Genomic DNA, 25,632 nt, shown 5'->3' with positions numbered 1-25,632 from the left:
ATGCCCGTATAGCAAGGGTAAACGCCCGGTACGTCGTTTAGCCCAAAAAACGCTATTACGGAATCTGCCTACACTATATTCATTCCATCCGTAGTCCGGATAGCCGCCCCCCCCTTGGGATAACGTCGATCTCAACACCTCGTTCATTTAAACGCCCAAGCGACGTCCGTAGACTCCGCCCTATGAATACATCAGGCGATCGACTCCGCATCCTCCTTCGGGAGTGCCATCTCACAGCGACTGACTTTGCGGCCAACCGCAAAATCACGCCGCAACACGTCAATAACTGGTTCAAGCGTGGCGTGCCCATGGCGCGGATTGATGAGGTGGCTGAACTGTTAACCGTAAACGCACGCTGGCTGCGTACGGGCGACGGGCCCAAACATCCCAATGAATCGACCAACGAAAACACCGGTGACGACACCCGAATGGTCATCCAGCAGACCAGAAACGTCCTGCGCGGCGATGTGGAAATTCAGATCTACACGGAGGTCGAATCCACTCATGGCGTCGGCAAAACCGTCCTTTCCGAAGCCCCCGGGCAAAAAATCCGCCTGCCCCTGCAAGTTCTGCAAACCATGGGCATCGACCCGAAAAACTGCATGTGTGTCGCCATGGTCGGCAACAGCATGGCCGACAAGATCCAGGACGGCTCGATTCTCGGTATCGACCGCGAACTGACCCAGGTCATCGACGGCGAAATCTACGCCCTCGAGCACGGCGGCATCCTGCGCGTGCGCTACCTCTACCGCATGCCCAATGGCGGTCTGCGCCTGCGCAGCCATAACGACGCCGAATACCCGGACGAACTGTTCAGCGCCGAAGACATTGACCGGGAGAAAATACGGATTCTGGGCTGGATATTCTGGTGGTCGACCCTGAACAGCCGACGCAATGCCATGCTGCTGTTATGAAGCGTTTACGGCTGAAAGGCATTCGGGCTGGGCATGGGAGGCGAAGTTCAGTATCCTGTTCGCCATCCAGAGCACCTGACGCAGTCATGCGATGCGGTGCTTGAACGGGGCATGTGATCCGTTTGCCCTGTTGCCTATTCGCGCTGCTTCAAGAGGCGCATCTGTTGAAGGCGATTGTGGTCTATCAAAAATAGATCAGAACCGCCTACGAGAAGCCGGCCACAAGCCGGCTTTTTAATGCCGACAGCTTTCTTACTGCGGCTGGACAGTGGATATTCGCTATCTTAAGCAACATGAATCTCCGCCAGCACAAGGAAGCGTCCAGCGCAGCAGGCCTGACCTTCAATTTGCCGTGATCACGATTCATCGAAACTTCGCGCTCAAAAACCGCTGGAAGATCATCCCTAAACACCCACTAGCTAATCATGCCATTCAGCTACTCGACTATGCCGAAGGCTTCGAAGCTATCAATTGGGCCGTCATGAATGTAAGGGACTATCATGATGCCGAATGTAAAAGCGTCTGCATGGCAGAGTGCCTATCGCCCAATATTGTTTACCCTCAAGATTTCTTCAAGATTTTTGTTTCGAATGCCGAGATTGAGGCCTTCTGCGGGGCTAAAATGCGCGACGCTGGTTTTAATGTGCAGCTCGGGGTGAACAGGGGAATGTTTCTTAGATGATTTATCGCAGTCTGAATCCAGAAAAAGCTCTGATTTGGCGGATCGTCCATCGCGATAATCTGCCCTGGATTCTGGATAACGGCCTACATTGCGCCAGCTCCAACGTGCAGGCACCGTATTATGTGAACATCGGCAACACCGACCTGATCGACAAACGCCGCAACCGCGTTGTTCCCATTGCTCCCGGGGGCGTATTGTCTGACTACGTGCCGTTCTACTTCACACCTTTCTCTGTGATGATGAAAAACATCCAGTCCGGGTGGAGCGTTCAGCAGCGTAGCAATGAAGAGATAGTGATTCTGGTCTCAAGCCTTCCCCGCTCCGAACATCTCGGTCTCGCTTTCGTCTTCACCAACGCACATGCCTATCCCGACTGGACCGACTACTACAGCGATCTGGCAGATCTTGACCGGGTCGACTGGTCTATAATCCAGCGACGCGATTTCAAGCGCGATGCTGATGATCCACGTAGGATGGAGCGTTACCAGGCCGAAGCGCTCATTCACCATCACCTACCGATCACAGGACTCCTTGGCATCATGTGCTACGACGATGCAACGAAAGAACGCATTGAGCAAGACGTTGCCGCCAGAGGTCTGACCTTGCCTGTCCACGCGCGTCCGGGATGGTATTTCCAATGATCAGATTCACCCAAGGCAATCTGCTGGAAGCAGATACCGAAGCTCTCGTCAACACGGTGAACACCGTAGGCGTGATGGGAAAAGGCATTGCGTTGATGTTCAAGGAGCGCTTTACCGAAAACTATCGCCTCTATTCGGCGGCGTGCAAGGCTGGTGAGGTAGAGACCGGAAAGGTTCACGTAACGGCAGTCAACGAGCTGGACGGGCCGCGCTGGATAGTGAATTTCCCTACCAAGCGTCACTGGCGGTCCCCCTCGCAGATGGCATGGATAACTGAAGGCTTACGGGACCTGCGCCGCTTTTTGATCGATAACCAAGTGAAATCCGTAGCAGTTCCACCTCTCGGTGCTGGTAATGGCGGTTTGAAATGGGTAGAGGTCCGTGAGCAGATTGTTGATGTCTTGAGTGATCTGGATGTCGATGTACTTGTCTTTGAACCCACCGACCAATATCTGAATGTCGCAAAGCGCAGCGGTGTCGAGAAGCTGACGCCTGCACGTGCACTCATCGCCGAACTCGTTCGGCGTTACTGGGTTTTGGGCATGGAATGTAGCCTGCTTGAGATTCAGAAGCTCGCTTGGTTTCTGGAGCGTTCGATAGAACGCTTGCCAAGCGCAACGAACCCCTTGGATCTCAAATTTGTAGCCCACAAATATGGGCCATACGCCAATCGCCTTGAGCATCTACTCGACAATCTCGATGGCAGCTACCTGCATTGCGATAAACGCATCAGCGACGCAGGTATTAACGACGTGATCTGGTTTGACGAGGGCCGTAAGGCTTTTCTGCAAACCTATCTGAAAACAGAGGCCAAGGAATATTCCCAAGCTCTGGAGCGCACCGCAGAGCTGATTGACGGCTTTGAGTCGCCTTTCGGCATGGAGCTGTTGGCGACGGTTGACTGGTTATTGAGTAAGTCGGGAGTTTCTCCAACGGTTCCGGCAGTGCGCGAAGCATTGAAACATTGGGATGGGGGCGCAGGTGCGGCGGCTCGGAAAAGCAGGCTGTTCGACGATCAAGCTCTCGGCATTGCGTTAAAGCGGTTGACTGTTAGCAATCTCAGTCCAGAGATAGCCGCCCCCTAGGTCTCATCTACGCTCTGTTTTGACTATCAAAATAGTAGCCCGCTGCGAAGACAACGCTCATTTCAACCGGTCGGTTCGTGACGTTTTTCCCCGGCGTACTGCAGCAGAGCAAAACAGTCTGCCAGGCATAGCTATCGCGTTCGAAGGCGCTGTTCAGTTTGGTCATCAGCTCGCTGACCAAATCGAAGATCCAGGCAATGCGGCGCAAAAGAAGTGCGGGTATTTGAGATTACTGGTTGACCAGCCCCTCAGGTTCGGGAATAACTCTTTGAGATGTCGCGTTCGGCGCTCAATCACTTTCCCTCCCCCAAACGCCTCCGCCGCGCCACCAGCGCCCTGCGTAGGGAAACATCCGCGTACTCCATAAACAGCGTTGCCAATCGATTCAGCGCTGCCTCTTCCTCTTCACCGCCCACGATTGAATCGAAGCCGAGCGCACGCTTGTTCTGTTCGGGCAGTTCTTCCCAGCTGGTCATGAGATAGGCGTACATTGCGCTGACGATTTGGCGCTGACTCATGACATCAGGTACTGGGGCGGATGAGATGACACTACAGCGTTGCTTTGGCGCGCGACATTGTGGACATAGGTTTCGCGTAAGCGACAAGCCAAGGTAAAGACGCCTACGGCGCAGCAACTGGGCTTTTCTGATTTTCATAAGACCTCCTTGAACGTGTGCGTACATCCTTGAGGTACATATCTTAATCGAAAAACCTATTTTGGGATAATCCCAAATCGGGTTTATTTAGGTAGCCGGACTATTCAGACGGCGTGCCCAAGTGAAAACCATCCATAACGCTCGCTACCAGGCGTTGCTTGATCTTTTGCTGGAAGCGCGCAACGCAGCCGGTATGACGCAAAAAGAATTAGCCGTCAGGCTAGGGCGGCCGCAGTCTTTTGTCTCAAAGACAGAGAATGCCGAGCGCAGGCTCGATGTCATTGAGTTCATGGATGTCTGTCGGGGGATCGGGACTGATCCATATGCGTTGCTCAGTAAGCTGGAATCGATGGCTCGCCATGATTGAAGATCGCGACAGCAGCGCCATGGATCTGAGCAACGCAATCGGAGCAGCACTGAAAGAAGCGCGCGAAGCGAAGGGTCTCACGCAGGAGGATTTTGTCGGGGTCAGTGGCAGGACGTATCTGTCCGAGATCGAACGCGGGTTGAAGAGCCCGACGCTTGAGAAGCTGGATCAGCTCGCGACCAGGATCGGAATTCATCCGCTTGAGCTGCTGGTATCGTGCTATGCAAAGCAGGCGTCGATGAGTCAGCAAGCTTTGTTGGAGATGCTGCATGAACGTCTGCGTAACGGGTGAGATGCCGTACGTTCTGCTCAACCACAGACTGTCACGGACAGACTTCTACGTCCCGCCCTCTCCACAGCTTCCAGACCTCTTCCCACCCGTCTTCGTGACTCGGTCCCGAGAGGATAATCAGCTGGCTGCACGCACCGTTGCCCAGTTGCCTGGTGTAACCCTTTGCCAGTTCAGTCGGGATCATTTCGTCACGCGCTCCCGACAAATGACGCTGGGGTATCAAGGCCAGGCGCTGAATGTAATCGAGTGGGTCCAACGATCCAGTGAGAGGCGAAAGTCCTTTTAGCTGGGTCCACTGATTCGGGGCGAGATTGCCGGCGATGGTCTGGATCCGGGTGATGTCGTTTCGTTGTCCAGCCAGCAGCAACGCGAGGGTTGCGCCACCTGAATAACCAATCAGCTCGAACTCGTTATTACCGTAGCGTTTTTTCATCTGGTCCAGCGCGCTGCTGAGGCTGGTGACCACTTCCTGGGAGAAGCGGCGACTGGTCCAGAGTGCAGAGTTGCAGACCGGGCCCATGATGAATTGACAAGGTCGCGCAAGATAGGCGCTGGGAGTGGAATCGTTGATTGCCAGCCGCGCCACGAGCAGCTTACGTGGGCTCGGGTCGAGACTGGGTTGAGTGGCGGTGGCCCAGGCATGACCGTCGCCTTCCAGATAGACTCGCAGACGGTTCGTCCTGAAAGTCTCTGGAGGTAATAGCGCCGCCAGTGGAAGGGGCTGAGCCGACAGAATCTGCATCCGTCGGCCATGCTGTTCCGCCAATTGCTGTAGATCAGCGCGCGGCGACTGACAACCGGCAATGGCACCGCTCAACAGCAGCGCCATCACAACGGCAAGGATACCGCCCAAGCGTTTTCGACCGAGGCGGTAACTCCACATCAAAAGTCGTAACGCACTTTTGCGGAGAACACATCGGCATCGAAGCCCGATTTCCCGATGTAGTCGTAGTTGACGCCCAGTGTAACTGCACCCAGTTTGTAGTCGGCACCCACGCCCGCTTCGTAACTGTCACGCACAGTCTTGGCACCGCTGGTTACAAACGGTGTACTGCCGAGCAAAAAGGTCGATGTGCTCTGTGCTTCGTCGGCGGCGAAGTCGTGGTAAGCCATCAGTTTGGCTTGTGGCTCCAGCGTTCCTGCGCCCACGAGGAAACTGCCAGCCACGCGCATGCCTGCACCCAGCTCAATGGTTTCATAACGCTGGTCTTCAACCTTTAACGCAGCCGACGAGCCTTTCTCACGATAGCCGTCGATGTTCACTTGGCTGTAACGCGCTGCCAGGCGTGGTTCGACCAATACTTGCGGGTTGACGTGATAGGTGTAACCACCCACCAGATTCAGCCCCAGCAGGCCACTGTCGTAATCTGCCTTGGCACGCGTACCTGCAATGCTGCGTTTGCCCTGGTTGTCATTGAGGCCGTAAGTCAGGCTTGTATCGACAAAGTAATTGCCTTGTTCGAAGCCGCTGTACAGCGTGAATGCATGGCTGTCGACTTCGGTTTTGTTGCCACTTTTGCCATTCACGTCGGTATTGATGAAGCTGTAGGCCAGGCCCAGCGTCAGGTTGTCATTGAGTTTGCCGTCAGCGCCCACAGCGACTCCGCTGCTGTAAGCGTTATAGCCAGCAATCCCGTCACGCTGGCCTTGAGTGGCGTCGCTGTAAAGCGACTGGACCCAAACCCCGGCATTCTTGAAACCTTCGCCAGAAGACGCGCCGCGTATCGAGCTGGTGCGGCTGCCCGTTACGTTACTGATCAGACCCTGGCTGGTAGTAGCGGCGCTTCTGGCACCGCCGCTGACCTCCGGCGACAGCTGCGAGGCCAGCTTGGCAAGCTGCCCGCCGTCAGCGTTCAGCAAAAGCTGTTTGAACGCATCACTGTCGTTCAGCTTGCTGATGATGCTGTCGCCGGTCAGGTTGACCAGTGTGGTCTGTTCATTAACTGAACCGCCGTTGTCGGCAACTACCTGAGCGACCTCTTCCCTGCCCTTGGCGGTGACCACAGCCACCACGTTTTTGCCGTCAACGGTATAGCTGTCGATTTTAAGCAGCGCCGAGGTACTGACCACATCGAGTTTGCCGGCAGGATCGACCGCGTTTCCATCCTTGGTCAGCAGTTCGATCTTGCCTGCTTCGATAAGCTTGTAAGCAGTGCCGTTGGCGCTGAAGTCGTCACCCTTGGCCGCGAGCTTTACTTGCGCTCCCGGTTCGAACTGAGTAATGCCGGTAACTTTCAGCACCGCGGTTTTAGTATCAGTGGCCTTGCTCAGATTAAGGCCGAGCGCCGAATTGCCGTCAACATACAGATCGCCGTTAATGCTGCTGTGTGCAGACTCGAAAGTCATGGTAGTAGGACTGTCGGAGGTGCCGCCAACGTAAACCGATCCGCCGCTCTTCAGGCGAATGTTGTAGCCATCTTTACGGCTGTCAGTACCCGTGAAGGAAGTATCCCCCTCCAGCTCGATATTGCTCACGTCGATCAGGTTACCGACAACGACGCTGCCCTTTCTCAGAATCAGCTCGATCGGACGATTGCTTCCAGAAGCGTCGATGGCCCTGTCAGCAGAAATGATCGAACCTTCGTTATAGATATTGAAGTCGCCCCGTTCGATGTACCAAGGCTGAGCGCCGATCATAGAGAATTTGGTGGTGCCCATCACGATAGCAGCGCTCTCGCCGCGGATCGTCCCGGTGTTGGTTATGTCCGCACTATTGCCTATCATGGTGGCCCCATCGATTCGAAGACCTTGAGACCCCGCGCCGCTAGCGGAAAGGCTGCCATGGTTTTCGAAGAATTTCAGGCTCGTGGCGACGTCCAGGGCCCTTGCGCTTTGACCGGAAACTTCAACCAGACCGTGGTTGATGACGTTGCCGTTGATCTTGCCGCCTTCCAGGCTGATGCCTTTGGCACCTTCACCACTGGCAAAGGTGCCGGAGCCACTGATGTTCCCGTTGAGGATAAGGTTCTTTTCAATGGTCGAACCACTTAGCTGAATCGCATCTTTAACCGTACTCCCCGCATAGGCACCGTTGATCTCAAGATTGCCGGTATGGGTCTGACGCTCGCTTTTATAGCCACCGTTAGTCAGTTGGACTGTTTCAGCAAAAGCCGGAACGGCAGTTGCAGCCACAGCCATGGCGAGAAGGGTCTTGCGAAACATCACAGCGTTCACGATTCATTCCTTATGTTGGGGGCGCTTCCATGCGTAGCGAGAACGTGCCGCAGCAAAGAAGTGGCGATTAGCCATCCAGAAGAGCGCGGCGAGAATAAAGTAACTTACTTGAAATAACATCAAATATTATCGATACAGTCGCACTTCGTTAACATCGTGGAAGCACTCGGGTCGGGATGACTAGACCCGATAAGACTCCGCATGCGCGACCTTCCTCAGCGTGCGCCAGTACGAACGAATGCGCTTCGCAAGAGTCGGCGAACTGCTGAACAGTACTATGGTCGCAAAGGACACCCACCAGCCGGGGCGCAGGCAGGTCAGCAGGTACTGATTGAGCCAAATGCGCGCTATTCTCAGCCTGTAACGCTTCGGATCAAGACCCTGCAATTGCTCTATCGCAGAGGCCTTGTAGAGTGTGGTCAATACGCGGCGGCTGGTCAGAAAGCGTTCCGGGAAATCTACCCCGGCCTCGAAGTGATTCAGGACTCTGAAGTTGCGCCTCAAGACGTTGTCCCATAACTTTAGATTGCTCAACCCTACCTCGCAGGGTCGTGCGAGCCGGGCGTCAATGCCCTTCCTGCGCATGACACCCAGCATCAGCGCCTGCTCGGTCACCATGCGCGCAGACGTGTAGCCAATGAAGTTGCCAAACGGGTTGCGAGACGGCCTTTTATTGAAAAGCGCGCACCTTTCGAACAATGGTTGCTCCCACATGGCGAGCATCGCATCGCGCGTGCCGAACTGAACAAGATCCGATATGTGGAACAACATCGGTAACCGTTCAGGGTCACGAATGTAGAGCGTCGTGGTGGTAATGGGCGTCTCGAACAGCCGTGTTTCGCCAGGCTCGGTATCTTCTGACTGGCCTATGACAGCCAGTGCAGAGCTGGTCAGGTTGTGGTCGGCGCGCATTTTCATGACATACGGTCTTGAGGCGGCATTAATACCGCACAACGTTGATCGCAGCATGCGATTGATGTTGATCTGATTACCGGCATCGTCGACAAAGGCACCCGGATCATCCGACATGATGAGCTGATCCGCCTCAACCGCAGAAGTATCTTCATGACGCCAGGTAGAGACGATGACTTCCGCATGCGGCAGGTGTGTCCTGACCGATGCGATGCAGGCGAAGATATTCCGCTGGGGGCTCAGGTTGCGATAAAGAGGCCCCTGGATAACCACGCTGATTTTTCTGGAATCAACGGCCACAAGATGAGGCATGTTCTTAACCTTTAATGGGGAATGACGACGAGAACAGATCATTCAGATGAATCTCGCAGCACGCCGAAAGACGCGCAAAAAAAGACGATGCATGCGACGCAGGACTCCAGCCAGCATTGGCAGGCTGATCAGCAACGTCTCGAGACGAGTGACCATGAATAACCTCCCGATTTGAGCCGAACGAGCTGCGGCTGTTGTGCTTGAAGGCAGGTTATTGAACGACGCATTGAGGGTTCGCGAGTAGATACCGAGGTGCATGGCAGGCACCATGATCACGATGTTTCGGTTTCGAAGCCTGGTGCTCAGATAGTTGTAGCGAGCCATTTTCTGGATGAAGTCCATGCAGGTAGCAGAGTCATGCTGGCCAAAATCAATCAGCACCCAGTCGCTTTCGACTTTATCCATATGACGCGCAACGCTGTTCGCCTCGATGCCGCTCAGGCCATTTTCGTGAAGAAAGTCTTCCAGACTGAACTGGACGTGGTCCGTCGGTAGATCGCTGATGGGCAGTTCGGTCAGGTTGTAGCGGTCATCGATGACAAGCACCGGGATAGTCGTTCTATACGCGTGCTGGATGTGGGACAGCTGACAGATCAGCTCATGACTGGCCGGCCCCGGGCTCAAATGAGACACGACGAATATCTTCATTTTGAACCTCTGGCATAGGACTTGAAGGGAGTAGAGTTATAGATAGCCTTCACCGCAGCCCACACGCTTTCAAAATAAAAGATTTTCCCGTTGTTTCTGTAAGCAAGAAGCGCAGAAATCAAAATGCCGGGGAGCGACAGAAGGTTGTGGTGAAAGTAATCATCCTGCTGACGTACAAACCATGTTTGCGTACCGCGTTGACGCAACATATTGCGCACTTCACAGCTCTGGGTGATCAGCGTCTGCTTGGCCAGCACAGGGTCTGCAAGGAAGCGATTGACCAGAAACTCTTGCCGCGTACTTGGGAGCTGGTCAAACAACACCAGCCTCTCAAAGTCGCTGATAAATTCTCTGACCGTTCCAATATCGTTTTTGAACGTGGATTGTTGAACGACATGATTGATCAGTTCGATCCAGGCTTGAACACCTATGCGACAAACACCGGTCGGTATACTCACTGCTGCAGGGTTGACGAGGTACTTTCTTGCGAAATGGTGCAGCCTGGCGAGAGCCGTTTTGCTGGAGATGTTGATCAGAGGCTTCCTGTTCAGAACCGAGAAGTAACGCGGGCCTATACGTCCAAGTTCGCCACTTGCTGATTGCACTAAAGTCTCTGACCCCAATAGCGCACGGGAGGTGATTGATTGCGTAATGCCGAATGGATTGACCCTGCAAGGTACGCCAGCTTTTGACAGGCGCATACCGTGTTCAATGTCTTCAAATTCAACCCAATACAAAGACTCGTCCAACGGGAAGGCATTCCACACTTCCTTCCGGCAGATGTAGAGACTGCCGGTCGGGTAGCTGGAGTCGCTGTTGTAACGCATGGCACTGGCATAACTGAAACCGGTCCGCTCGATCTCTGGAAAAATTGACGGGGCGATACTCGCTGCATCGCTGCAGTTTCGGCTCACCCCCTGAAGACCGTTGGCTATCGCGCCCAAAGCCATGCCGTAATCCGAATAGCGGCGAGGGTGCATACTGAGCCGATTGTCGAAAAACATGCTTTGCAGCGTCATCAACGGATATCGCGGACCAAAGCGACGTACGATTTCTCCAAAATTCCTGGGCAGAAATACGCGGTCATGCAGGATCACGAGATTGCTGAATCCGGCCTCCATAGCGAGACGATTTTTCTTCTTGCAGATCTGCACTGGCGGAGCAGTAATGTCCTGCCCCACGATGCGGACCTTGTCGAAATAGGCGAAGTTGCTTCCCGGTGTGCCGCACAGAAGTATCTCCTTGCGCGGGACATCGATTTCCAGAATGCGCTTCACTACCGCATTCAGGACCGTGGCGTCTCCTGGCCCCACAGGAAGGCAAAAGCTCCAGCCATCAAGATCGTCATCGAATTCTGCCGCCAGCCTTGCTACCTTTTTGTAGGTGACAGAGGTGGCCGAGCGTTCGATTACCTTGAGTGATCCGGCAAAATATTCACGGTCCAGATAGCAATCAAACTCAGTATCCTCGATAACTGTAATCTTCTCGCCAACATTCAGAAAGTGCGCACCGTCCCACAGCAGCAGTGGAGCCAGCGGTGAATCACTTTGGACACCATAAAAGCAGTAACCACCCGAGCCATACATGGATAACGGACGCTGTGCGGCATGCAGGTTTTTGATTACCCGCTCCGGCTTACGAAACGGATGGGCGCGGAACGAAACAAAACCTGAACATTCATGGGGCAGCAGTAGCCCCACCGGGAGGTTACGCAGGCTGCCCGCAGCAAGGTAACCAAGGCTTGGATGGTGCTGAAGATGGGTCGTTTTCATGGTTCAGACGACGTACTTGTCGGCAAGCGCACCGGGCACCTTGACGACAACGGTGGTTGCATCAGTGAGCGCTTCGAACGCAGTGATGTCGCCCGGCTCCAGAACGATGATGTCACCTGCATGCCAGACCTGATCGCACATGTTGACGGACCCGGAAATGAGCACGGTGATCTCGGTGGCAACCTTGTGATAATGGGCAGCTTCCTTTTCGCCTGCCTGGTAAATCTTGACCCCGACCTCACAGGACTCGGTACTGAAAGCAGCAGGCTCGAAGCCGCCCACAAACCAGCCTCTGACCATGTCTTGCAGTATTGCCGTTTTCATCGCATTTCTCCTGCTTCGAAAGCGTGAAGCTGACTATTGGTTTTCAGTGGCCGGTACTGATTGGGTTCGATCCGGTAGGCACCGATCTTTTTCTGTAACAGCACCAGCTCATTGAGGGCGGGTGCTATATAGAAGTTGTCATTGACCCTGGCATCCTTGCGAATCATCTCTTTCGCCGCCGCCACGAACAGTGAACCGGATTTGAACCAGTACACGCCCGCAATGGCGTGGGGACTGATCGGATTTTTTTCGGCAGCTTCAATGACCCGGCAGTTGCTATCCAGACGTGCGAATGAATAGCGAGGGTGCAGTGAATTGAAGATAACCACGCCGGCATCTTCATCGCTGTCCCGAAACACACGCACGGCATCAAGCAGCTCTATATCCAGAAAATCACTGACACTGAGAATCAACAACTCATCATCGTTGTCGATTTGCCCACTCGCCAGAAGCGCCGTGCAGGCGGCACCCCGGGTGACTTTATTAATGGGCAGAACACTGGCCGCAGGGTGCATTTGCTGGACCATGTTGCGAAGGTGCAGCCGGGTGACATCGTCATTCGAGAATGTGCATATGATCCTGCGCGGCTCAAGCGCAGCGCAGTTGTCGATCAGCGTATGGATCAGTGGCTTGCCATTGCATTCGCACAGATATTCGGGGTACTCGCCGTCGCTGGGCGGCGTCTCTCCCTTCTTTCCCGAAAGCAGAATGATGTTCAATGCGCTCACAGGCTAGCCACCTTGTCGACGTTGATTTCTTCGACCTTGCCAAGGATGTTATTGAGGTTTACATCGCAGGTTTCAGCCACGACCAGAACATGGGCTCCGGAATCTCTGGCGGCTTTGATACCATTTTCGTTGTCTTCGACGATCAGGCATTCATCGGGCTTCAGGCCCAGTTGTCTGATGGCCTTGGTGTAGATATCGGGAGCGGGCTTGGCATGTTTGACATCCTCGTTGGAGAGCTGCAAATCGAGGTATTGCTCCAGATCTGCCCTGTTCATCATGACCTCCACGGTGTTGCGAATGGAGTTGGATGCAACCGCCAGCTTGTAGCCCATTGTTTTCAACGATGACAACGCGTACTGATGCACAAACGTCGGCTTGCACTGGGCGTAAACGATCTCCATGGTGTACTGCTGCTTCATTTCGTTGATAAACGCGTGCAACGCAACCGGCAGGTCGCGCTCGACGCTCAGCATGTCGAGTTTGCGCGAGGTGGGCAGACCGTCGTAGGCGGTGAGGTGTTCATGGCGACTGATGTTGTAGCCGAACAGACTGAGGGCTTTGTTCAGTGCATCGTAATGCCATTCCTTGGCTTCAATAAGGACGCCATCCATATCGAAAATCACTGCCTTGATCATGATTGCCTCACTTGAAGAAAGTGGCTGCGTCTGCGGGAATATCAGTGCAAATCGTTAAACCGTCCTGCGCCCCGAATTCAAGCAATTGCTGCCACAGGCCGCCATGTTCACGCCCGTGCAACTCGGGTGACACCACACACACCTGCTTACCCCGGGATAGAAGATCGCCAATGACCTGACTGGAAAACCATTCCCCCTCAAAACCGTCAAGCCAGACACCTGCGGCCTGTTCGATCCAGGCTGGGAACGGTTCAACTTCGCTGAGGCGGGTGTAAGTGATGACGTTCGCGTGAAAGTAACTGCGCATGTCCGGTACCGCCATATCGAAGGCAAACCAGTTGGTGTGACCGTATCGAGCGAAGGTTTTGGTAAGCGCCTGCGCCATTCCATCAGCTTTGATGTTGATGGCCAGTGGCAGATTACGACCCGCCATGATGCCGAGCAGCCCATCAAGCGTCAGCTCGCCTCCGACGGGCATGTCGTGGGAAATAACCAATTGACCCGCCACGTCACGGACATCGGTTTCTGTGCCAAAACCAAGGTCGAATGACCGGTGAAATGCTTCGGGAAAATTGCGCTCCGGCTTTTGCAACCAATAGCCGCGATGACTGATGATCTGCATATCAGGCCTGTTTCCCCGAAGCTGCCTGCCTGCTTAGCGGCAACGACAGGAATTGATTCAGGTCTGCCGGTATGCCCAGGCCATACATGCCATGACCCTCTGCGCCAATGCTGTAATGAATCACTTTGGCACCGCGCCCGATGATCTCGTTGTAGGCCGGCGCAACATAGAACTCGCCATTGACGCGAAGATCTTTCATGACCATTGTCTCGATGGCCGATATCAACTGACCTGCGCTGCGAAAGTTGTAGATGCCGACGGTGGCTTCATCAGAGATGACCTCTTTTTCCACCACGCGAGTGATGAGGCCTTCTGCACTGAAGCCCACAAACGACCACTTCGGATCGCAGGCTTTCATCGTCATGATCAAGCCCGCTGCGTCACTTTCGTTCATTGCCTGCAGATAAGCGTTTATGTCCACATCGACATACTGGTCGCTGTTGGCAATCATCACTTGCTGGCTATAGTCGAGCAGGTGCCTGGCGGCATAAACGGAGCACGCAGCGCCACCTGTCAGCCCACCGAGTTCGACGATGTCGCATCCAGGTGCCCAGGCATTCAGCTTTTCCCTCAGCGAATAGGTTGCGACCTGATCCGCCTGACAGATGAAGATGAATCGGTGCGGACAATCCGGCGTCAGGTTGTCAATCACGACCTTGATCATCGGTACACCATGCACAGGGATCAACGGCTTGGGGTCGGTGTAACCCGCGACCGCAAAGCGACTTCCGGCACCCGCCATCGGAACGATAATTTGCAGCATGAAAATCTCTTTTTAATCGGTGATTTGAAGTTGACGAAGTGGCGCTGACTGCAATGAATCAATAACAACCGTGTTCGATCATCCGGCCACGCTCAAGCGTCAAATAGCGCTGACAAAACTCTTTGCCCTCTTCTACCGCGTGAGTAACAAGAATCAAGGCCATGCCGTCATCCTGCAGAGTGCGAATTCGCTCGTGGCATTTGCGCTTGAACTCTTCGTCCCCGACAGCGAGCACTTCGTCAGCCAGCAAGACCTGTGGCTCAACATGAACCGCCACCGAAAAACCAAGCCTCATGTACATGCCCGACGAATAGTTCTTGACCGGAGTATCAATGAAGTTTCCCAGCCCGGAAAAATCAACAATCTCGTTGAAACGCGAACGCACTTCCCTGTTACTTAACCCGAACAGGCTGGCATTGAGATAGATATTCTCCTCCCCTGTCAGATCAGGGTGAAAGCCCACACCGATTTCTATTAAAGGGGCTACACGACCCACCGTAGTCAAACGCCCGCTGGTGGGAACAAGAATGCGTGAAACCAGCTGTAACAGCGTACTTTTACCTGAACCGTTATGCCCCACAAGTGCAAGCGACTCCCCCTTATGCAAGGTGAACGACACGTCGTTGACTGCCGTAAACGTTTCGGCATGCTCACGGTATCGAGCATCGAACAGACCTAGAAACTTGCTCTTCAAACCGCCCCTGTTGTGGCGAAGAGTGAACTGCTTGGTAAGATTTTCCGCCTTGATGACAACACGGCTCATAAATACTCCACCACGTCGTCCACCCTCCTGAATATGAGCAGGCCGGTAAGCAACGACGCGGCCCCCATTAACACGCAAAGCAGCAGATCGCGGGTGTCTGGAACGACCCCGGCATGCAAAATGCTGCTGAAACTATCGAAATAAAGGGCTACCGGGTTGTAGGCCGCTATGCTGGCGATACCTTCGGGCAGCGCGGAGGTGACCCACACAATTGGCGTCAACCAGAACAGCAGGGGCAGAAATACGTCGATGAAGTGTTTTGCATCCCTTACAGTCACTTGAATGACGCTAAGCGCCAGACCGAACCCCATGATCAGCGCCATGAACGCAATCAGTACAATGGGATAAAAAAACAGAGCGCGTGAAAACACACCACCCAGCATGGGGAATAACGATGCATACACGAGCATGCAGCCCGCCCAGAACACTGCAATCGACAATGCCCCGGAGACGGGTAGCAATATACGCGGGAAGCGTAACTTCCGAATGAGGTTGCCATTATTGATGAGCCATTCCCCGCTCTGTGAAACTATTTGCGCCAGAAGCATCCAGTGGACGACACCTGTTACCAGATGAAGCGCAAAGCGGTCCTGACTGCTGGGCAGGATATAGGTGAAGACCGTGTAATACGTAAGTGTAACTACTAGCGGATTTCCCAATGACCAAACGAAGCCGAGCGTCGCACCCATGTAACGGATTTTAATTTCCTTGGACACGAGATTGATGATCAGGTCACGCCACTTCATGAAGCTTGCACTGCGAGATGACGACATACGGTATCCAGCTATTGATAGGTAGATCAGAAAACGATTTTGACAATCAAGATCATAAATGGATAACCTTATGGCCTCATGCTGCGAGCACATGTTCTCTTCTTTTACAGAGTTACAGCTATAGGACGACGCCTTAGTTACTGTAGGAATATTCTACAAACTACCGACGGCAGCTAAATGGTCCACCCGAGGCCTCGCCACGCCCGATCAGAATCGCAAGGCACTTCCATCCGCGCACGTTGATCTATAACGTCAATGGTCATTCGCAATACGACCGGTCCAGCGATCACTCTTGAACAAGCGAGGCTCCTCATGACCCAAACGTCCTACACCCCGCCGAAGGTCTGGCAGCAGGAAACAAAAGCGGGCGGCACGTTCGCCAGCATCAACCGGCCCGTCGCCGGCCCCACGCACGACAAGGAGCTGCCGGTCGGCAAGCACCCGCTGCAGCTTTATTCGCTGGCCACCCCCAACGGTGTGAAGGTCACGATCATGCTCGAAGAGCTGCTGGCGCTCGGGCACAGCGGTGCGGAATACGATGCCTGGCTGATCCGTATCTCCGAGGGCGATCAGTTCTCCAGCGGTTTTGTCGAGATCAATCCCAATTCCAAGATCCCGGCATTGCTGGATCGAAGCCATGAAACACCTGTTCGGGTATTCGAGTCCGGCTCTATCCTGCTGTACCTGGCCGAAAAGTTTTCCAGCTTCCTGCCCGCCGACCCGGCAGGCCGAACCGAAACGCTGAACTGGCTGTTCTGGCAGATGGGCGCTGCGCCGCATCTGGGCGGCGGTTTCGGGCATTTCTATGCCTACGCGCCGGAGAAACTCGAATACCCCATCAATCGGTTCGCGATGGAGGCCAAGCGCCAACTCGATGTGCTGAACCGTCGCCTGGGCGAGCACCGCTACCTGGCCGGCGACACCTACACGATTGCCGATATCGCGGTCTGGCCATGGTATGGCGCACTGGTGCAGAACAAGGTGTACTCGGCTGCCGAATTCCTCTCGGTACACGAATACCCGCACCTGATTCGCTGGACAGAAGAAATCGCCGCACGCCCTGCCGTCATCAGAGGCCAGAAGGTCAACCGCACCTGGGGCGAAGAAGCCGATCAGGTTCCGGAGCGGCATCAGGCGTCCGATCTGGATAAATAAGGCACACGTCAAGTCCTTCGCGGACAGAAACCTGATGCTACAAACCCACAGGAAACTCTGGAACAGAACGTCCTGATCTGCACGTAAAGTAGCCGACCTTAGCCACCGCCCAAGGACGCGCCTTTATGAGCCGAACAACTGTTCTTCCAGACTTTCGCTTGCAATCGCCCATCAGGTTGCCACGCGGTGGAGTACTTTCAGTATGAGTACTCCCAACACACCGCATACGCCTGTACATGATCGCTTTGATGAAGTGCTCGCCATGATCCGGAGCGCTCGACAGCAGGCCGCACAGGCGGTGAACACCCAATTGATCGAGCTTTACTGGCAAGTCGGCGCCTACATCAGTCGCAAGCTTGAAAACGCTGAATGGGGTGACGCCGTGGTCACCCAGCTTGCCGAGCATCTGGCCACCACCCAGCCAGGACTGCGTGGTTTTACGCGCAGCAACCTCTTTCGCATGCGTCAATTCTATGAGATTTACCGTGCAGAAGAGAAAGTCGCGCCACTGGCGCGACAATTATCCTGATCACATAACCTGATCATTTTCAGCCAGAGCAAGCGTCCTGAAGAACGCGAGTTCTACCTGAAAATGGCAACTCAGGAAAGGTGGTCAAAACGCGAACTTGAACGCCAATTCAAGAACGCTCTATTCGAGCGCACTGTCACCCAGCCAGCCAAAGCCTCGGCGATGCTCAAGGAAACCCGGCCGGCCGCACTGGATATATTCCGTGATGCCTATATGGTGGAGTTTCTGGAGCTGCCACCGGGGCACGCCGAAGCGGACCTGCATGGCGGCTTGTTGAAGCGCCTGAGGGACTTTCTGATCGAGCTAGGCCGCGATTTCTGTTTTGTCGGCTCCGAGTACGCGTTGCAGGTCGGCAGCCAGGACTTTGCTCTGGATCTGCTGTTTTTCCATCGAGGCCTCAATTGCCTCGTTGCCATTGAACTCAAGGTCGGCCGCTTTGAGCCCGAATACCTCGGCAAACTGGACTTCTACCTGGAAGCGCTGGACCGCAACGAACGCAAATCCCATGAAAACCCGGCCATTGGCGTCTTACTCTGCGCCAGCAAAAACGACGAAGTCGTCGAGTACGCTCTGAACCGCTCGCTTTCACCCGCGTTGATTGCCGAGTACCTGACCCGCCTGCCGGACAGACAGTTACTGCAAGCGAAACTGCATGAGTTCTACGCGAGCGCTGTGTTGAACGATCAGTGATACCTGCCAGGCGCACGATGCATTACGCTTGCGGGTACCTGAGCCGCAGCCTGCAAGCCTTTTCGACCCGGAGCCTCTAATGCCGCAAGACAAAGACCCCCGTGCCCACACCGCCCTGTCGCAACGCGGCCGCAGCGCCGGCAGCGGGCCCGGGATTGCGGTCAACCCACCCGTCGTGCGCCTCAGTACGGTGCTGTTCGACAGTCTGGAAAGCTTGCGGCAGGCGGAAATTCGCACCACGGGGCCGGAGCGCTCGTTGACTTACGGTGCCAACGGCAATCCGACCGCATTTGCCTTGCAGGACCTGATCTCCGAGCTCGAAGGCGCACACGGCACCTGCCTGTACCCGACCGGGCTGGCCGCAGTGGCACAGATGCTTCAATCGTTTCTGCGCCCAGGCGATCATGTCCTGATCACCGAATCGGTCTATGGCCCTGTTCGACGGCTGGCGAAAACCATGCTGACCGCCTTCGACATCCAGTTCGACTTCTACGCGGCCGACGGCAGTAACGTGGAATCGCTGATCAAGGCCAACACCCGGATGATCTATGCCGAGGTGCCCGGCTCGCTGACATTCGACATGTGTGACCTGCCCGCTCTGTCACAGCTGTGCAAAGCAAGGAATCTGCTGCTGGCTGTGGATAACTCTTGGGGCTCGGGGGTACTGTACAAGCCGCTGGAGCTGGGCGCGGACATTTCGCTGATGGCCCTGACCAAGTACGTGGCCGGCCATTCCGACGTGATGATGGGCAGCGTCAGCACCACCGAAGCGCATTGGCATACCCTGAAAACCATGAACACCGCCGTGGGCAATACCGTCAGCCCCGACGATGCCTATCTGGTGCTGCGCGGTGCCCGCAGCCTGGCGGCGCGCATGGCCATGCATGAGCGCCATGCGCTGCAGATCGCACAATGGCTGCAGGCCCAGCCTCAGGTTGCCCGCGTGCTCTATCCCGCTTTGCCGGACGATCCGGGCCACGCGATCTGGAAGCGCGATTTCCATGGCTGCAACGGCTTGCTCAGTTTCGAATTCAACACTGCTGACCGGCAGGTGCTGGATCGCTTTACCGGCGCGTTGAAACTGTTCGGGATCGGTTATTCCTGGGGCGGTTTCGAAAGTCTGATCACTGAGGTCGAGCAGTATGGTCCTGACAAGGGCGTTGGCCCGATGCTGCGGCTGCAGATTGGCCTGGAAAGCCCGGAAGATCTGATCGCTGACCTGCAGAACGGGTTTGCGGCAGGCTGACCGCGACGGTCGCTCACAGAGCGCGGCTCCGTCGCCGCAATTTGCCCAGACGCCCTCGCTCTGCTAGTGTCGCGCGGTTTAACCTCTACCGGAAATGCCCCATGGCCCGCAAGAAAGCTGCACTGGATTTCGAACAGTCACTCGCTGATCTGCAAGCGCTGGTAGAGCGGCTGGAGAACGGCGAGTTGTCTCTGGAAGACTCCCTGACCGCCTTCGAACAAGGCGTGCGCCTGACCCGCGACTGCCAGAGCGCCCTCACCCAGGCCGAACAGAAGGTCCAGGTACTGCTGGAGCGCGATGGCGAACTGAGCGAAGAGCCGTTCGACGATGCGGAACTTCCCGAATGATCGCGAGCTATCAAGCGCAAAGCCAGACTCGCGTCAACGCAGCACTCGAAAAACTGTTTCAGGCACCGAGTCCTGAGCTGAACCGCCTTTACGAAGCCATGCGCTACAGCGTGATGAACGGCGGCAAGCGCGTGCGCCCGCTGCTGGCCTATGCGGCCTGCGAAGCGCTGGGCGGCGTAGCCGAAGATGCCAACGGCGCAGCCTGTGCGGTTGAACTGATTCATGCTTACTCGCTGGTGCACGACGATCTACCGGCGATGGACGATGACGACCTGCGTCGCGGCCAGCCGACCACGCACAAGGCCTTCGATGAAGCCTGTGCGATCCTGGCAGGTGACGGCCTGCAAAGCCTGGCGTTCACTGCGCTGCTAGCGCCGCACCTGACCTCACGTGATGCTGAAACGCGTCTGCAGATGGTCAACACCCTCGCAGCCGCTGCCGGGCCAGCAGGTATGGTGGGCGGGCAGGCGATCGATCTGGGCTCAGTAGGACTGAAGCTTGATCAGGCAGCTCTGGAATACATGCATCGGCACAAGACCGGTGCGTTGATCGAAGCCAGCGTCCGGCTTGGCGCACTGGCCAGTGGTCAAGCCGATCAGCCCCGTCTTGACGCCTTGCAGGTCTATGCGCGCGCGGTCGGTCTGGCCTTTCAGGTTCAGGACGACATTCTCGATGTCGAAAGCGATACTGCTACCCTCGGCAAGCGTCAGGGTGCCGACATCGCTCGCGACAAGCCGACCTACCCTGCGTTGCTAGGCCTGGAAGCGGCCAAGCACTATGCACTGGAACTGCGTGATCAGGCGCTGACGGCGCTGAGCCCGTTCGATGCCGCCGCAGAGCCGTTGCGCGAGCTGGCACGCTATATCGTCGAACGCCGCCACTGATCACCGTCACCGAAACCGGAAATCTGCTGAATCAACCACGGTTCGTCAGGTCTCAGTCATTAAGCGTGTGAGTCGGCGGACCATCCGCCGGCTCACTTCATGGGCAGCTTGCGATGCATAAGGTAAACTGCCGCCTCTTTTACTTATAACGATTCGCCTGATGCCCACGACGTTCAAAGAGATCCCCCGCGAGCGCCCGGTCACGCCGTTGCTCGACCGAGCCGATACCCCGCACGGCCTGCGCCGTCTGGGCGAAGCCGAGCTGGAAACCCTGGCCGATGAACTGCGCCTGGAATTGCTGTATTCCGTTGGCCAGACCGGAGGGCATTTTGGTGCCGGTCTTGGGGTCATCGAGCTGACCATCGCGCTGCATTACGTTTTCGACACCCCGGACGACCGTCTGGTGTGGGACGTGGGTCATCAAGCCTATCCGCACAAGATCCTCACCGGCCGTCGCGCGCGCATGTCCACCCTGCGCCAGAAGGATGGGGTGGCGGCCTTTCCACGTCGTAGCGAGAGCGAGTACGACACCTTTGGCGTCGGGCACTCCAGCACTTCTATCAGCGCCGCCCTCGGCATGGCGATTGCCTCGCGCCTGCTAGGCAGCGAGCGCAAATCCATTGCCGTGATCGGCGACGGTGCGCTGACTGCCGGCATGGCCTTCGAAGCGTTGAACCACGCGCCGGAAGTGGCAGCCAACATGCTGGTGATTCTCAACGACAACGACATGTCGATCTCGCGCAATGTCGGCGGCCTGTCGAATTACCTGGCCAAGATTCTTTCCAGCCGCACGTACAGCAGCATGCGCGAAGGCAGCAAAAAGGTGCTTTCGCGCCTGCCCGGGGCCTGGGAAATCGCGCGTCGCACCGAAGAATACGCCAAAGGCATGCTGGTCCCGGGCACGCTTTTCGAAGAGTTGGGCTGGAACTACATCGGCCCTATAGATGGCCACGACCTGCCGACCCTGATTGCTACGCTGCGCAACATGCGTGACCTGAAAGGCCCGCAGTTTCTGCACGTCGTGACCAAGAAAGGTAAAGGTTTTGCGCCAGCCGAAGTCGACCCGATCGGTTATCACGCCATTACCAAGCTTGAGCCGCTGAATGCGCCTGTCGCCCAGAAGAAGATCAGCGCGCCGAAGTATTCCGGGGTGTTCGGTCAGTGGATCTGCGACATGGCCGAGGCTGACTCACGGCTGGTGGGCATCACGCCAGCAATGAAGGAAGGCTCTGACCTGGTTGCATTCAGCGAGCGCTTTCCAGAACGCTACTTCGATGTTGCCATAGCCGAACAACACGCTGTAACGCTGGCGGCCGGTATGGCCTGCGAAGGCAGCAAGCCGGTCGTGGCTATCTACTCGACCTTCCTGCAGCGCGGCTACGATCAACTGGTGCATGACGTCGCGGTGCAGAACCTCGACGTACTGTTCGCCATCGACCGCGCCGGGCTTGTGGGCGAAGACGGCCCGACTCACGCAGGCAGCTTCGACCTGTCCTACCTGCGCTGCATCCCCGGCATTGTGGTCATGACGCCGAGTGACGAAAATGAACTGCGCAAGCTGCTCAGCACCGGTTACCTGCACACAGGCCCCGCGGCAGTGCGCTACCCACGCGGCACCGGTCCGAACGCGTTGATCGAGGCAGGTCTTGACCCCGTCGAAATCGGCAAGGGCGTTGTGCGTCGTCAGGGCCAAGGCGTTGCGATACTGGTGTTTGGCGTGCAACTGGCCGATGCGCTGGTGGTGGCCGGAAAGCTGGATGCGACGGTGATCGACATGCGTTTCGTCAAGCCGCTGGACGAGGGTCTGGTGCGAGAAGCGGCCGCCGGTCACGAACTGCTGGTTACGCTGGAGGAGAACGCAGTGATGGGCGGTGCCGGTGCTGCGGTCAGCGAGTTTCTGGCACGCGCCAATATCCTCAAGTCGGTATTGCACCTGGGCCTGCCGGACACCTATGTCGAGCATGCCAAGCCTGCGCAGATGCTGGCTGAGTGCGGGCTGGACGCCCAAGGGATCGAAGCGGCGATCAATGAGCGGTTGGCGTTGATTGGTTGAATGGCAGAGGTTCCTCACGCGCCGAGCGTGAGGAACGATCACCACGACCCCGGACGCAGCAATCCTGATAACATGCTGCGCACTTCGACACTGCCGCGATGCCAGCCGATGCCTCATGTGACCCGCTCCGCCTCCACGCCTGAATTGACCTCGGTGTTCGCTGCCTTGCAGCAGCACTTTCTGCAGGTCGTCGTTCCGCTCTGGCAGGGCCCTGGCTGGAACGCACAATTGGCATTGCCTTACGAAGCGCTCGACGCCAACGATCAGCCTCTAGTGCCGCAACGCTATCGCGCCATGGCCTGTGCACGTCAATTGTTTCTGTTTTCCAGCCTTATCGATAACGTCGAAGTACCGAACGCCCGAGCCCGCGCCGCTGAGCTGTTTCGCTCCCTGCAACAGCACTTCCACGATGCCGAGCATGGCGGCTGGTTCTATAGCATCGATCCGCAGGGCAAACCTCTGGATCGCCGCAAGGACCTCTACACTCACGCCTTCATTATTTTCGCCTGCGCACATTACTGGGCGCAGGTGCAGGACCCGCTGGCAGAGTCCGTGCTCAATGCGGCGCTCAGTGTTGTAGCGGAGCGCTTTGCCGACGATGACGGGCTGTACGAAGCGCAACTCGATGAAGACTGGTCGACGCTGGGCACCGGCCCGCTCCAGAACCCCTTGATGCATCTGGCAGAGGCGTTTCTGGCAACGCTGTCGGTGCGCGCCGACCCTGCAACCCAGTCAGCGCTGGACGCCCTGGTTATCCACATGCAGCGCCGCTTTGTCGACACCGCCACCGGCGTGATGCTGGAGAAACCCTTGGGCGCTGTGGATAACTGGTACGAGCCAGGTCATCAGTTCGAATGGTTCTTCCTGCTGCAATCGTCGCCAGAGCTGCACGGGCGCGAGCTGCACGAATCCATGACCCGCGCGTTTGCATACGCTCAGGCACAGGGTGTCGAGGCAAAGAGCGGCGCAGTGACCGCAATGCTGACACTTGATGGCACGGTACGCGACGCCACCCAGCGGATCTGGGCTCAGGCGGAATACCTGCGAGCCATGGCCATGCGGCCGGAGGGCGAGGCGAGCTTGACGGAGCAACTGTCAGCCTTTGCGCAGCGCTTCCTGCATGCCAAAGGCTGGAATGAGTGCGTGGAGCCCGATGGCACGGTCAGCCGCAGCGACATGCCGTCGACCACGCCTTACCACCTGGCAACCTGTTACATCGGGCTGGCCGACTTTGTCGAGAACCGCTTCGTGAACGCTTTCCCGCCGCCGACGCATGTAGAAGACTGATCGATCGAACCGCACCATCTGTGCGGCCCGATCAGCAAACAATCAACCGCGGTTACGATCAATCGCAAAACCGGCCCAGGTCTGGCTGACTGGCATCAGTTCCAGGCTGTTGATATTGACGTGCGCTGGCGTGCTCATGATCCAGAAGATAGTGTCGGCTATGTCCTGCGGCTGAATCGGCTCGGCGCCCGCGTAAGTGGCGTCGTACTTGGCCTGGTCGCCGCCGAAACGCACCAGCGAGAACTCGCTCTCGCACAGCCCGGGCTCCAGGTTGGTGACGCGTACGCCAGTGCCGATCAGGTCGTTACGCAGGTTCAGCGAGAACTGCCCGACAAACGCCTTGGTGCCACCGTAGACGTTACCACCCGGATAAGGATAGTTGCCGGCTACCGAGCCTAGGTTGACGATACTTGCGCCGCGACCATGCGCAATCAGGCGTGGAAGCAACAGGCGTGTGGTGTAGACCAGACCTTTGACGTTGGTGTCGATCATGGTGTCCCAGTCATCCAGATCGCACTTGGGCGCAGGGTCGATCCCCAGCGCCAGACCGGCGTTGTTGATCAGCCCGCGAATACTGCCGAACTCTTCAGGCAAATCTGCGATGGCACTCTCCATTGCCTTGCGGTCACGCACATCCAGTACCAGCGTATGCACCTTGGTCTGCTTCGACAGCTCGGCGCTCAACGCGGCAAGACGGTCCTCGCGACGGCCAGTCAATACCAGCGACCAGCCTGCTTCGGCAAAACGGCGGGCACAGGCCTCACCGAAACCGGAAGTAGCGCCCGTGATGAATACAGTGGAAGTCATTTCGTTCTCCTGACCTGGCGCGAAAAAACAGCGCACCTGTTAATAAGTTCTGACGAGGGCAGCAGAATGCCCGTCAGCGGCACGTCGATGCAACAACCCAATGTATTTGTACAAAAAACAACCAACTCAAGCCGAGTCATACGCCACGGGCCTTGCAGGGAGTTTTGCCCACCTTATCCACAGTCAGACACACAATCTCTGGGGGCAAGTCGGTCATGCTGAAAGTCCCGTCGTTCGGGGCTTCCAGCAGATCCGGAGAAGTTTTCACCTTGACTTTGCCCGATACTGCCAGGACGCCACCAGGCGTCAGAAAATCGTGATGGCCTGTAGCCCAGACGCAGTAACGGCTGGATCACTATTTCCAAGGCTTGTTAACAGACTTATCCACAGGCTGTGTAACTGAAAAAGCTGTATGAACGACCAGTTTCAATGCTGTTGACAACCCCCCCTGAAAGCCAGTCCAAAACCCTTGATCAAAATTTAATCAATCCTCTACAGGCCTTATGCATAAAGGCCTTCAGGCACATACTCCCAAGTTATTAACAGCCGGTTCCACAGTAAACCTGAACAA

Annotated in this window: 26 protein-coding genes and 1 pseudogene; 13 read left to right on the top strand and 14 right to left on the bottom strand. The window is 56.2% G+C overall.

Features of this window, described 5'->3' with window-relative positions:
• Nucleotides 1-182 precede the first annotated feature (182 nt).
• The 4 genes from RGM3321_RS23850 to RGM3321_RS23835 all read left to right on the top strand — a co-directional run bounded on the left by RGM3321_RS23850 (nt 183) and on the right by RGM3321_RS23835 (nt 3,322).
• The gene (locus tag RGM3321_RS23850) at nt 183-914 is read left to right on the top strand and encodes an XRE family transcriptional regulator (protein ID WP_244395081.1); all 732 of its coding nucleotides are present in this window, start codon (nt 183-185) and stop codon (nt 912-914) included.
• A gap of 268 nt (nt 915-1,182) precedes the next feature.
• Nucleotides 1,183-1,596 (top strand): DarT ssDNA thymidine ADP-ribosyltransferase family protein, encoded by a 414-nt coding sequence (locus RGM3321_RS23845; protein WP_244395080.1) that lies wholly within the window; start codon nt 1,183-1,185, stop codon nt 1,594-1,596.
• Nucleotides 1,593-2,237 carry a DUF4433 domain-containing protein gene (locus RGM3321_RS23840; RefSeq protein ID WP_244395079.1) on the top strand — a complete coding sequence of 215 codons (645 nt, stop codon included), beginning with the start codon at nt 1,593-1,595 and terminating at the stop codon, nt 2,235-2,237. The genes RGM3321_RS23845 and RGM3321_RS23840 overlap by 4 nt, the downstream gene beginning before the upstream one ends.
• Nucleotides 2,234-3,322, top strand: coding sequence for a macro domain-containing protein (locus tag RGM3321_RS23835; RefSeq protein ID WP_244395078.1), 1,089 nt, complete (start codon nt 2,234-2,236; stop codon nt 3,320-3,322). Before RGM3321_RS23840 ends, RGM3321_RS23835 begins: the two co-directional genes overlap by 4 nt.
• Before the next feature lie 293 nt (nt 3,323-3,615).
• Here RGM3321_RS23835 and RGM3321_RS23830 read toward each other — a convergent pair whose 3' ends face one another.
• Entirely contained in the window at nt 3,616-3,978 is a 363-nt protein-coding gene (locus RGM3321_RS23830; protein ID WP_244395077.1) for a hypothetical protein, read from the bottom strand.
• Nucleotides 3,979-4,099: 121 nt separating this feature from the next.
• On the opposite strand from RGM3321_RS23830, the gene RGM3321_RS23825 reads away from it, so the two are divergent.
• The gene (locus tag RGM3321_RS23825; protein ID WP_060400217.1) at nt 4,100-4,345 is read left to right on the top strand and encodes a helix-turn-helix transcriptional regulator; all 246 of its coding nucleotides are present in this window, start codon (nt 4,100-4,102) and stop codon (nt 4,343-4,345) included.
• Between the two features lie 19 nt (nt 4,346-4,364).
• Nucleotides 4,365-4,637, top strand: a complete 273-nt coding sequence (locus tag RGM3321_RS23820) for a helix-turn-helix transcriptional regulator (protein WP_024662678.1) — start codon at nt 4,365-4,367, stop codon at nt 4,635-4,637.
• 31 nt (nt 4,638-4,668) lie between these two features.
• Here the strand turns inward: RGM3321_RS23820 and RGM3321_RS23815 are convergent, their stop codons facing one another.
• From RGM3321_RS23815 to RGM3321_RS23760, 12 genes are all read right to left on the bottom strand, one after another.
• Nucleotides 4,669-5,520: an alpha/beta hydrolase gene (locus RGM3321_RS23815; protein WP_244395076.1), complete on the bottom strand. Its 852-nt coding sequence runs from the start codon at nt 5,518-5,520 to the stop codon at nt 4,669-4,671.
• Nucleotides 5,520-7,799 carry an autotransporter outer membrane beta-barrel domain-containing protein gene (locus RGM3321_RS23810; RefSeq protein ID WP_244395119.1) on the bottom strand — a complete coding sequence of 760 codons (2,280 nt, stop codon included), beginning with the start codon at nt 7,797-7,799 and terminating at the stop codon, nt 5,520-5,522. The genes RGM3321_RS23815 and RGM3321_RS23810 overlap by 1 nt, the downstream gene beginning before the upstream one ends.
• Before the next feature lie 192 nt (nt 7,800-7,991).
• Nucleotides 7,992-9,035 carry a WavE lipopolysaccharide synthesis family protein gene (locus tag RGM3321_RS23805; protein WP_244395118.1) on the bottom strand — a complete coding sequence of 348 codons (1,044 nt, stop codon included), beginning with the start codon at nt 9,033-9,035 and terminating at the stop codon, nt 7,992-7,994.
• A 42-nt stretch (nt 9,036-9,077) separates the two neighbouring features.
• Nucleotides 9,078-9,683 (bottom strand): hypothetical protein, encoded by a 606-nt coding sequence (locus RGM3321_RS23800; protein WP_244395075.1) that lies wholly within the window; start codon nt 9,681-9,683, stop codon nt 9,078-9,080.
• The gene (locus RGM3321_RS23795; protein ID WP_244395074.1) at nt 9,680-11,455 is read right to left on the bottom strand and encodes a hypothetical protein; all 1,776 of its coding nucleotides are present in this window, start codon (nt 11,453-11,455) and stop codon (nt 9,680-9,682) included. The genes RGM3321_RS23800 and RGM3321_RS23795 overlap by 4 nt, the downstream gene beginning before the upstream one ends.
• Nucleotides 11,456-11,458: 3 nt before the next feature.
• Nucleotides 11,459-11,779: a hypothetical protein gene (locus RGM3321_RS23790; protein WP_244395073.1), complete on the bottom strand. Its 321-nt coding sequence runs from the start codon at nt 11,777-11,779 to the stop codon at nt 11,459-11,461.
• Nucleotides 11,776-12,507: a glycosyltransferase family 2 protein gene (locus RGM3321_RS23785; protein WP_244395072.1), complete on the bottom strand. Its 732-nt coding sequence runs from the start codon at nt 12,505-12,507 to the stop codon at nt 11,776-11,778. Before RGM3321_RS23785 ends, RGM3321_RS23790 begins: the two co-directional genes overlap by 4 nt.
• Nucleotides 12,504-13,142 (bottom strand): HAD family phosphatase, encoded by a 639-nt coding sequence (locus tag RGM3321_RS23780; RefSeq protein ID WP_244395071.1) that lies wholly within the window; start codon nt 13,140-13,142, stop codon nt 12,504-12,506. The genes RGM3321_RS23785 and RGM3321_RS23780 overlap by 4 nt, the downstream gene beginning before the upstream one ends.
• A gap of 7 nt (nt 13,143-13,149) precedes the next feature.
• Nucleotides 13,150-13,764: a phosphodiesterase gene (locus RGM3321_RS23775; protein WP_244395070.1), complete on the bottom strand. Its 615-nt coding sequence runs from the start codon at nt 13,762-13,764 to the stop codon at nt 13,150-13,152.
• A 1-nt stretch (nt 13,765) separates the two neighbouring features.
• Complete coding sequence (locus RGM3321_RS23770; RefSeq protein ID WP_244395069.1) at nt 13,766-14,527, bottom strand: glycosyltransferase family 2 protein; 762 nt, start codon at nt 14,525-14,527, stop codon at nt 13,766-13,768.
• A gap of 58 nt (nt 14,528-14,585) precedes the next feature.
• On the bottom strand, nt 14,586-15,290 hold the full coding sequence (locus RGM3321_RS23765; protein ID WP_244395068.1) for an ABC transporter ATP-binding protein: 705 nt from the start codon (nt 15,288-15,290) through the stop codon (nt 14,586-14,588).
• Nucleotides 15,287-16,063: an ABC transporter permease gene (locus tag RGM3321_RS23760; RefSeq protein ID WP_244395067.1), complete on the bottom strand. Its 777-nt coding sequence runs from the start codon at nt 16,061-16,063 to the stop codon at nt 15,287-15,289. Before RGM3321_RS23760 ends, RGM3321_RS23765 begins: the two co-directional genes overlap by 4 nt.
• Nucleotides 16,064-16,375: 312 nt before the next feature.
• Here RGM3321_RS23760 and yghU point away from each other — a divergent pair, with 312 nt between their 5' ends.
• The 7 genes and pseudogenes from yghU to RGM3321_RS23725 all read left to right on the top strand — a co-directional run bounded on the left by yghU (nt 16,376) and on the right by RGM3321_RS23725 (nt 24,254).
• Nucleotides 16,376-17,218 carry a glutathione-dependent disulfide-bond oxidoreductase gene (gene yghU / locus RGM3321_RS23755; RefSeq protein ID WP_244395066.1) on the top strand — a complete coding sequence of 281 codons (843 nt, stop codon included), beginning with the start codon at nt 16,376-16,378 and terminating at the stop codon, nt 17,216-17,218.
• 202 nt (nt 17,219-17,420) lie between these two features.
• Nucleotides 17,421-18,437 (top strand): annotated as a pseudogene (locus RGM3321_RS23750) (PDDEXK nuclease domain-containing protein).
• A gap of 79 nt (nt 18,438-18,516) precedes the next feature.
• A complete protein-coding gene (gene metC, locus RGM3321_RS23745; RefSeq protein WP_244395065.1) occupies nt 18,517-19,683 on the top strand; it encodes a cystathionine beta-lyase in 1,167 nt (388 codons plus the stop codon).
• Nucleotides 19,684-19,784: 101 nt separating this feature from the next.
• Complete coding sequence (locus tag RGM3321_RS23740) at nt 19,785-20,030, top strand: exodeoxyribonuclease VII small subunit (RefSeq protein ID WP_002551852.1); 246 nt, start codon at nt 19,785-19,787, stop codon at nt 20,028-20,030.
• Nucleotides 20,027-20,914: a farnesyl diphosphate synthase gene (locus RGM3321_RS23735; RefSeq protein WP_058401230.1), complete on the top strand. Its 888-nt coding sequence runs from the start codon at nt 20,027-20,029 to the stop codon at nt 20,912-20,914. The genes RGM3321_RS23740 and RGM3321_RS23735 overlap by 4 nt, the downstream gene beginning before the upstream one ends.
• Nucleotides 20,915-21,074: 160 nt before the next feature.
• A complete protein-coding gene (dxs, locus tag RGM3321_RS23730) occupies nt 21,075-22,967 on the top strand; it encodes a 1-deoxy-D-xylulose-5-phosphate synthase (RefSeq protein ID WP_244395064.1) in 1,893 nt (630 codons plus the stop codon).
• Between the two features lie 72 nt (nt 22,968-23,039).
• On the top strand, nt 23,040-24,254 hold the full coding sequence (locus RGM3321_RS23725; RefSeq protein WP_244395063.1) for an AGE family epimerase/isomerase: 1,215 nt from the start codon (nt 23,040-23,042) through the stop codon (nt 24,252-24,254).
• Between the two features lie 42 nt (nt 24,255-24,296).
• Here the strand turns inward: RGM3321_RS23725 and RGM3321_RS23720 are convergent, their stop codons facing one another.
• Complete coding sequence (locus tag RGM3321_RS23720) at nt 24,297-25,061, bottom strand: SDR family oxidoreductase (protein ID WP_244395062.1); 765 nt, start codon at nt 25,059-25,061, stop codon at nt 24,297-24,299.
• Nucleotides 25,062-25,632 lie beyond the last annotated feature (571 nt).

The sequence above is a fragment of the Pseudomonas sp. RGM 3321 genome, assembly GCF_022836805.1.
Taxonomy (GTDB): domain Bacteria; phylum Pseudomonadota; class Gammaproteobacteria; order Pseudomonadales; family Pseudomonadaceae; genus Aquipseudomonas.
The sequence above is the reverse complement of the archived record's forward strand: the minus strand, read 5'-3'. Positions and strand labels throughout refer to the sequence as shown.

What these genes read in the sequence shown, in the direction of transcription:
- RGM3321_RS23850 (WP_244395081.1), top strand. Translation starts at nt 183, where the DNA reads ATGAATACATCAGGCGATCGACTCCGCATCCTCCTTCGGGAGTGCCAT.
- RGM3321_RS23840 (WP_244395079.1), top strand. Translation starts at nt 1,593, where the DNA reads ATGATTTATCGCAGTCTGAATCCAGAAAAAGCTCTGATTTGGCGGATC.
- RGM3321_RS23835 (WP_244395078.1), top strand. Translation starts at nt 2,234, where the DNA reads ATGATCAGATTCACCCAAGGCAATCTGCTGGAAGCAGATACCGAAGCT.
- RGM3321_RS23830 (WP_244395077.1), bottom strand. Translation starts at nt 3,978, where the DNA reads ATGAAAATCAGAAAAGCCCAGTTGCTGCGCCGTAGGCGTCTTTACCTT.
- RGM3321_RS23820 (WP_024662678.1), top strand. Translation starts at nt 4,365, where the DNA reads ATGGATCTGAGCAACGCAATCGGAGCAGCACTGAAAGAAGCGCGCGAA.
- RGM3321_RS23815 (WP_244395076.1), bottom strand. Translation starts at nt 5,520, where the DNA reads ATGTGGAGTTACCGCCTCGGTCGAAAACGCTTGGGCGGTATCCTTGCC.
- RGM3321_RS23810 (WP_244395119.1), bottom strand. Translation starts at nt 7,799, where the DNA reads ATGTTTCGCAAGACCCTTCTCGCCATGGCTGTGGCTGCAACTGCCGTT.
- RGM3321_RS23805 (WP_244395118.1), bottom strand. Translation starts at nt 9,035, where the DNA reads ATGCCTCATCTTGTGGCCGTTGATTCCAGAAAAATCAGCGTGGTTATC.
- RGM3321_RS23800 (WP_244395075.1), bottom strand. Translation starts at nt 9,683, where the DNA reads ATGAAGATATTCGTCGTGTCTCATTTGAGCCCGGGGCCGGCCAGTCAT.
- RGM3321_RS23795 (WP_244395074.1), bottom strand. Translation starts at nt 11,455, where the DNA reads ATGAAAACGACCCATCTTCAGCACCATCCAAGCCTTGGTTACCTTGCT.
- RGM3321_RS23790 (WP_244395073.1), bottom strand. Translation starts at nt 11,779, where the DNA reads ATGAAAACGGCAATACTGCAAGACATGGTCAGAGGCTGGTTTGTGGGC.
- RGM3321_RS23780 (WP_244395071.1), bottom strand. Translation starts at nt 13,142, where the DNA reads ATGATCAAGGCAGTGATTTTCGATATGGATGGCGTCCTTATTGAAGCC.
- RGM3321_RS23775 (WP_244395070.1), bottom strand. Translation starts at nt 13,764, where the DNA reads ATGCAGATCATCAGTCATCGCGGCTATTGGTTGCAAAAGCCGGAGCGC.
- RGM3321_RS23770 (WP_244395069.1), bottom strand. Translation starts at nt 14,527, where the DNA reads ATGCTGCAAATTATCGTTCCGATGGCGGGTGCCGGAAGTCGCTTTGCG.
- RGM3321_RS23765 (WP_244395068.1), bottom strand. Translation starts at nt 15,290, where the DNA reads ATGAGCCGTGTTGTCATCAAGGCGGAAAATCTTACCAAGCAGTTCACT.
- RGM3321_RS23760 (WP_244395067.1), bottom strand. Translation starts at nt 16,063, where the DNA reads ATGTCGTCATCTCGCAGTGCAAGCTTCATGAAGTGGCGTGACCTGATC.
- yghU (WP_244395066.1), top strand. Translation starts at nt 16,376, where the DNA reads ATGACCCAAACGTCCTACACCCCGCCGAAGGTCTGGCAGCAGGAAACA.
- metC (WP_244395065.1), top strand. Translation starts at nt 18,517, where the DNA reads ATGCCGCAAGACAAAGACCCCCGTGCCCACACCGCCCTGTCGCAACGC.
- RGM3321_RS23740 (WP_002551852.1), top strand. Translation starts at nt 19,785, where the DNA reads ATGGCCCGCAAGAAAGCTGCACTGGATTTCGAACAGTCACTCGCTGAT.
- RGM3321_RS23735 (WP_058401230.1), top strand. Translation starts at nt 20,027, where the DNA reads ATGATCGCGAGCTATCAAGCGCAAAGCCAGACTCGCGTCAACGCAGCA.
- dxs (WP_244395064.1), top strand. Translation starts at nt 21,075, where the DNA reads ATGCCCACGACGTTCAAAGAGATCCCCCGCGAGCGCCCGGTCACGCCG.
- RGM3321_RS23725 (WP_244395063.1), top strand. Translation starts at nt 23,040, where the DNA reads ATGCTGCGCACTTCGACACTGCCGCGATGCCAGCCGATGCCTCATGTG.
- RGM3321_RS23720 (WP_244395062.1), bottom strand. Translation starts at nt 25,061, where the DNA reads ATGACTTCCACTGTATTCATCACGGGCGCTACTTCCGGTTTCGGTGAG.